Here is a 6381-nt window from a genome sequence, read left to right on the forward strand (position 1 = left end):
CTTTTGCGCGCCCCAGTGGTGCGCGCCAAAGTGGCCTACAAGGCTCCGGCTCCGGCACCGGCCCTGGCCCGGCCCGCTGCCCGCCCGCATCCGGTCCGCGCGGTGGCCGTCGCGCCGGCAGGGAATGCCAGCCATGCCGTGCAGCTGGGCAGCTTCTCCAGCCCGCAGGGCGCACGCCGCGCCTGGGGGATCTTTGCGGCCCGCAATCCCGAACTGCGCAAGTTCAAGATGGTAGTCACTCCCGCCAAGGTCCGTGGCCGCAACTTCTGGCGCGTGGCCGCTGCCGGGTTCGATGGCCGTTCGGCCCAGGGCATGTGCGGCTCGGTCAAATCGCGCGGCGGGGTCTGCTTTGCTTACAGCACCCAGCACTTTGCCCCGGCTGGCCGCCCGGCTGGCGCCCCAGCACTGGCGCGCGCGACGGTTAAAGCCAAGGCCAAGGCACCTGCCATGGCCAAGGCTGTGGTCAAGCCGGCCGTCAAGCCTGCCGTCAAGACCCCGGCCGGTCCGGGCCTTGCCCGCCGCCACTGATAATCAGTTCAAACCCGGCTTTGACCGGATACCAACGAACGGGCCCATCGCATGGTGGGCCCGTTCTTTTTTGGGGCGCGGACAGCTGCCGGACAAGGTGACACCAAGGTGACACCCTGTCCGGCAACTAAATTCAACCGCATCAGCGATTTATCGCAAAAAAGGTGACAGATTCGCGGTTTTGGGCAAAAATTGCCCGCAGCGGGCCCATTTCGGCCTGCGGTGCGAACCTCAAGACATGCGCGACAATGAGAAAGAGCGGGAACTGCCATAACAGTTCCCGCCCGTGTAGGAAAATGCAGACGGCAGGCGGTTCGAACCGCAGCGCCGGGCCATTCTGCCTGCTCTCACCCCTGGCGGCACTGCTGGAACTGGGCGTGCCGCCGCCAGATCCTGCCGCCGATTCCGGTCCCGCTCAGAACATGCGGGTCAGCGTGTAGAACACCGCGCCAACCGCAGCACTGGCCGGGATGGTGATGAACCAGGCGGTAATCACACGCCCGGCCACGCCCCAGCGCACCGCACTGGCCTTGCGCGCCGCACCAGTGCCGATCACCGAACCGGTGATGGCATGAGTGGTCGAAACCGGGATTCCCATCATGCTGGCACTGAACACCACGATCGAACCCGCCGTGCTAGCACAAAAGCCGGTGTGGTGGTTCAACTTGGTGATCTTGGTGCCCATTGTCTTGATGATCTTCCACCCGCCCGAAAGCGTCCCCAGCGAAATCGCCAGATAGCAGGAAATCACCACCCAGGTCGGGATGTGATATTCCCCGCCCAGATTGCCGGTGGAATAGAGCAGCACCGTGATGATCCCCATGGTCTTCTGGGCGTCGTTGCCGCCATGGCTGATCGAATAGGCTGCCGATGAAAACAGGTGCAGCGTTTTGAACACGCCTTCGGCGCGGCGCGGCTGGAACCCTTTGAACAGCCAGCTGGTCAGCAGCACCATCAGCATCGCCAGGGCAAAGCCGATCATCGGCGACAGGAAGATCGCAAAGACCGTTTCCAGCGTCTTCTTGCTTTCCACCGCATCAAAGCCGCCATGCACGATCCCCGCGCCCAGCAGTCCGCCCAGCAGGGCATGGCTGGAACTGGATGGAATGCCTTTCAGCCAGGTCACCACGTTCCAGAACATCGCCCCGATCAGCGCCCCAAACACCACGCCGGGGGTGACCATGTCCTTGTTGATGATGCCCTTGCCGATCGTATCGGCAACATGCAGCGGCACCAGCCAATAGGCCGCAAAATTGCCGAAGGCCGCGAAAGCCACCGCCCAGATCGGCGACATCAGGCGCGTGGAGACCACCGTGGCGATCGAATTGGCCGCATCATGCAGGCCGTTCAGGAAATCAAACGCCAGCGCGATGATGATCAGACCGACCAGCAAGGGAAAGGCAAGCTCATGCATGGCCGCACTCCTGTCCTAAATTGCGGCCTCAGCCGTGGTCGATGACCAGGCTGTCGATCTCGTTCGCAACGTCCTCGAACGCATCGGCGATCCGTTCCAGGTGCTTGTAGATCTCGCGCGCGACCATGAAGGCCAGCGGATCGGGCTTGGTCTTCTGCGCCTGAAAGGCACCCCGCATGCCGGTATCGTGCAGCACGTCCACTTCGCCTTCCAGCTTGACCAGCTTGGCGGTCAGCGCGTGAAGCCGGTGGCCGTTGCGCTCCACATCGCGCAGCAGCGGCACGGCTTCGGCGATCAGGCGGCTGGCATCCTGCACCAGCACGCCGATCTGGCGCATTTCGGGATCGAAGCTGCGCACTTCCAGCAGTTCGATCGCCGAAGCGGATCGGTTCATTTCATCGATGGTATCGTCCATCGAACCGATCAGCGCGGTAATCGCGCCGCGATCGAACGGGGTCAGGAACGTGCGGCGCACTTCATGCAGCGTTTCGCGGATCACTTCGTCCGCATCATGCTCCTTGTCGCGGATCGTGCGCAGATGGGTATCACGATCCCCCTGCCCCGCAGTCAACTGCGCCAGTGCGTCCGCCGCCCCGGTCAGCGCCAGCGCATGGCGTTCGAACAGCACGAAAAAGTCGCTCGAATGCGGCAGCAGCCGCTGGAACCAACCGAACATTGCCAATCCCCCTCAGCAAATTTGTGACAGGCCTATGACAGGGCTGTGACAGATTCGACAGAGGCACAGGTGCGATGCAGCCAAAGCTGTCCACAGGTGTGGAGCTAAACCGCATCCCTGGGATCGAGCGGGCGGACATAGACCCGGGTGACCACCGGGAATTCGCGCGCCACGGCGGCTTCGATGTCGCGCACGGTCTGTTCCACCTCGCGCGCGGTAAAGCCATCCTCGAAATCCGCGCTGATCACGCTGACCACCATGCTGGGGGCCTGATGCACGGTCAGCACTTCGTGGACAGAGGCCACCCCGGCGTGGCCCACCGCGCAGCTGCGGATCGCCTCGATCAGCGCGGGGTCCGCGCTTTCGCCGATCAACAGCCCCTTGGCCTCGATCACCAGCATGATCGCGATCGCGCCCAGCACCAGCCCGATCATCACTGACGCCATGCCATCCCACACCGGATTGCCGGTGGTCATCGACAGGGCGATCCCGCCCGCCGCCAGGGCCAGACCGGCCAGCGCCCCGGCATTTTCCAGCAGCACGATCAGCGTTGGCGCATCTTTGGTATCGCGCAGCGCACGGAACAGGCCCTTGCCCTGATTGGCCTTGGAAAACTCTTTCAGTGCTTCCCAGGTTGACCAGCTTTCCAGCGCGGCAGCGACCCCCAGCACGATAAAGGCCACGGTCACGTCCTTGGTCGGCTCGGGCTCAAGGATGTGCAGCACCCCTTCATAAAGCGAAACCCCCGCGCCCAGCGCAAAAACCAGGATCGCCACCACGAAAGACCAGAAATACAGCTCTCGCCCATAACCCAGCGGGTGCATGGCATCGGCCGGGCGGGTGCTGCGCTTGGTACCGTAGAGCAGCAGCACGTGGTTGGTCGAATCGACCAGGCTGTGCACCCCTTCGGTAATCATCGCGGATGAACCGGTGATCCCGGCGGCAACGAATTTGGCGATGGCGATGCCGACATTGGCGGCAAGGGCAGTCAAGATAACGCGGGTTCCGCCGTGTCCGGCCATGGTTTGGGCTCCTCCTGTTTGATCAGGGCTTTAACCGCAAACCGGCACAAATGGCCATCACTTGATTGTTGCGCGGCTTGCCCTAGCCTGCGGGGCCATGCGCAAGACCATCCTGACCATCGCCCTGTCGCTCGCCCTGCTGCCCGGTGCAGCCCTGTCCCAGCAGCTTACCGCCGATGAAGTGAAGGCGATCGACGCGGCCGTTGCGGCTCAGCTTGCCGCCAGCGGGGTACCATCGGCGCAAGTTGCGGTGCTGCGCGGCGGGGAACTGGTACTGGACCGGGCCTGGGGCAAGGCTTCGGAAGCGATCCCCGTGGCGCGGAGCGATCTGCCCTATCAGATTGCCTCCAATTCCAAGCAGTTCCTGGCCGCTCTTCTGCTGATACTTGAAAACGATGGAAAGCTGCGGCTGGATGACAAAGTGGCCAAATGGCTGCCGCAGGTCAGCGGGGCTGATCGGATCACGCTGCGCATGTTGCTGACCCATACCAGCGGGCTGCAGGATTACTGGCCGCAGGATTACAGCTTTGCCGATATGGAACGCCCGGTCACGCCAGAGGAAATCGTGCGGCGCTGGGCGATGAAACCGCTCGATTACGCACCTGGCACGCGGCGGCAGTATTCCAACACCGGATATGTCGTGGCCGGGATCATTGCCGAACAGGTGGGCGGCAAGCCGCTGATGCAGCAGTTTCATGACCGGATCTTTGCCCCGCTGGGGATCCGCCCGCTGGTGGTGGACGATACCAATGGCCCCGCCTTTCCCCAGGGCTATCACCGCAATGCGCTGGGCCCGGTGCGGGCCGCAGCTCCCGCCGGGCGAGGCTGGCTGTGGGCGGCGGGCGAACTGGCGATGACTGCGGCGGAACTGGCTGCCTGGGATCAGGCCCGGATTGAACGCAGCCTGCTCCCGCGGGAAGACTGGGAGGAAATGGAGCGCCCGGTGCGGCTCGCCGATGGCACCACCACCGGCTATGCGCTGGGGGTTACCACGCATCTGGTCGATGGCCGCCGGGTGGTGGACCATGGCGGCGAATCGGTTGGCTTTCTGTCCCAGAATTCGGTCTGGGTGGATGATGGGGTGGCCGTGGTGGTGCTGACCAATGGCGATTTCGGCGATGTCCAGAACGAGCTGACCGGCGAGATCGCAAAGATCATCCTGCCCAAGGCAGAAAGCGCCGATACTGATGAAGCCGAGCGCACTGCCGATGCCCGCGCGACTTTGCGTGCGCTGATCGCCGGACAGCTCGATCCCGCGCGCTTCACCGCCAATGCGCAATACTATTTCACTGCCGAAACGCGCGGTGACTATGCCGCCAGCCTGCGCAAGCTGGGCCCGCTGTCCGCAATTACCCCCACCCGCGCCCCGCGCCTGCGCGGCGGCTTCGTCAACCGCAACTTCTCGCTGCAGTTCGGCAAGCGCAGGCTGGTGCTGGTAACCTATGCCGAACCGGGTGAGACCGGACGGTGGGAGCAGTTCATCGTGATGCCGGATTAGGCACCGGGCCTATTCCAGCGGCACGCCCGGCAGCTGCTTGGCGGTGCGGATGGTCAGGCTGGTCTTGACGCTGGCCACATTGGGGGCCGGGGTAAGCTTGCTGGTCAGGAATTCCTGAAAGCTTTGCAGATCGCGGCTGACGATTTTCAGGATGAAGTCGATTTCCCCGTTCAGCATGTGGCATTCGCGCACTTCGGGCAGATCCCTCATCGCCTCCTCGAACTGGCGGAGCGAATCCTCGGCCTGGCTTTTCAGGCTGACCATGGCGAACACCGTGATCGCAAAGCCCAGCTTCGACGCATCAAGATCGGCATGATAGCCACGGATCACGCCGTCTTCCTCCAGCGCGCGAACCCGGCGCAAGCAGGGCGGCGCGGTCAGCCCGACGCGGTTGGCAAGTTCCACATTGGTCACCCGCCCCTCGTCCTGAAGCTCGGCGAGCAAGCGCCGGTCAATGGAATCGAGATTTGCCATGTAGCCCACCCTTTTGCATCGGATCGCGCAGCACAATGGCCCGGAAGGGCAATATTCACAGCAAAGAATGCCTGCGCCGATAATTTTATTGTTTCATATCGCAATTGTCCCGCTTTGCAACGCACGATCCACGCGCGCTTTCCCATTCCTTGGGGTCTGGTATGGCGCAATGCCCTCGCACGCCCTTCCGGCGCGCTGGGACCCGAGATTCGGAGCCCCGATGCTGTTCGACGACCGCCTGGCCACTGTGCTGCGCCTGCGCCCGCAAGGCGCGGCTGGCGCGCGTGCGCAATTCAGGCAGCTGCTTGACCTGCTGGGCACACTCCCGGCCGAGGCACAAAGCGCACAAGTCGATGCCGCCTATGAACAGTTGGCCGATCTGGCCCGCACCCTGCCCCCGGCCAATCGGGCCACGATCCTGAGTGACCGCGCGCTGCGGCTGCGATCGCCCCGGCTGGTCGCCGCATTGGCCGGGGGCGAGCCCGCTGTGGCGATCGCCGCCTTGTCGCGCGCGCAGCTTGCCGAAGAACAATGGCTTGATCTGATCCCGGCCCTGCCCCCCACCGCGCGGGCAGAAATGCACCGCCGCCTTGACCTTGGCCCGCGCGCGCAGGACTTGCTCCAGCGGCTTGGCATCCGTGAACGCGGCCTGCCCCCTCAGGCAAACCCGGCGCCAGCGCCAGCGCCGACGCCCGCTCCGGCACCCGCTCCGGCGCCCGCACCCGCTCCGGCGCCCATGGCTGCCTCTGAACCCGGGCCCGAACCCACC

7 protein-coding genes and 1 pseudogene are annotated in these 6381 nt (G+C 64.2%); 4 read left to right on the top strand and 4 right to left on the bottom strand.

Annotated features, from left to right (window positions below; all coding sequences use genetic code 11):
* Together MNBBLIKP_RS01300 and MNBBLIKP_RS17900 are read left to right on the top strand one after the other, a co-directional pair.
* Positions 1 to 528, top strand: a 528-nt coding sequence (locus MNBBLIKP_RS01300) for an SPOR domain-containing protein (RefSeq protein ID WP_140420501.1), incomplete at its 5' end; no start/stop codon positions are given.
* Positions 529 to 824: 296 nt separating this feature from the next.
* The gene (locus tag MNBBLIKP_RS17900; RefSeq protein ID WP_176399606.1) at positions 825 to 968 is read left to right on the top strand and encodes a hypothetical protein; all 144 of its coding nucleotides are present in this window, start codon (positions 825 to 827) and stop codon (positions 966 to 968) included.
* Here MNBBLIKP_RS17900 and MNBBLIKP_RS01305 read toward each other — a convergent pair.
* The 3 genes from MNBBLIKP_RS01305 to MNBBLIKP_RS01315 form a co-directional block, all read right to left on the bottom strand.
* Positions 944 to 1942 (bottom strand): inorganic phosphate transporter, encoded by a 999-nt coding sequence (locus tag MNBBLIKP_RS01305; RefSeq protein ID WP_088306717.1) that lies wholly within the window; start codon positions 1940 to 1942, stop codon positions 944 to 946. The genes MNBBLIKP_RS17900 and MNBBLIKP_RS01305 overlap by 25 nt on opposite strands.
* 28 nt (positions 1943 to 1970) lie before the next feature.
* On the bottom strand, positions 1971 to 2618 hold the full coding sequence (locus MNBBLIKP_RS01310) for a DUF47 domain-containing protein (protein WP_088306718.1): 648 nt from the start codon (positions 2616 to 2618) through the stop codon (positions 1971 to 1973).
* A 104-nt stretch (positions 2619 to 2722) separates the two neighbouring features.
* Entirely contained in the window at positions 2723 to 3640 is a 918-nt protein-coding gene (locus tag MNBBLIKP_RS01315; RefSeq protein WP_088306719.1) for a cation diffusion facilitator family transporter, read from the bottom strand.
* 97 nt (positions 3641 to 3737) lie between these two features.
* On the opposite strand from MNBBLIKP_RS01315, the gene MNBBLIKP_RS01320 reads away from it, so the two are divergent.
* A complete protein-coding gene (locus MNBBLIKP_RS01320; RefSeq protein WP_088306720.1) occupies positions 3738 to 5138 on the top strand; it encodes a serine hydrolase domain-containing protein in 1401 nt (466 codons plus the stop codon).
* Positions 5139 to 5147: 9 nt separating this feature from the next.
* Here MNBBLIKP_RS01320 and MNBBLIKP_RS01325 read toward each other — a convergent pair whose 3' ends face one another.
* Complete coding sequence (locus MNBBLIKP_RS01325; RefSeq protein ID WP_088306721.1) at positions 5148 to 5612, bottom strand: Lrp/AsnC family transcriptional regulator; 465 nt, start codon at positions 5610 to 5612, stop codon at positions 5148 to 5150.
* A gap of 220 nt (positions 5613 to 5832) precedes the next feature.
* Here MNBBLIKP_RS01325 and MNBBLIKP_RS17905 point away from each other — a divergent pair.
* Positions 5833 to 6381 (top strand): annotated as a pseudogene (locus MNBBLIKP_RS17905) (sensor histidine kinase); the annotation flags it as partial.

The sequence above is a fragment of the Novosphingobium sp. B 225 genome, from assembly GCF_002198665.1.
GTDB lineage: Bacteria > Pseudomonadota > Alphaproteobacteria > Sphingomonadales > Sphingomonadaceae > Novosphingobium.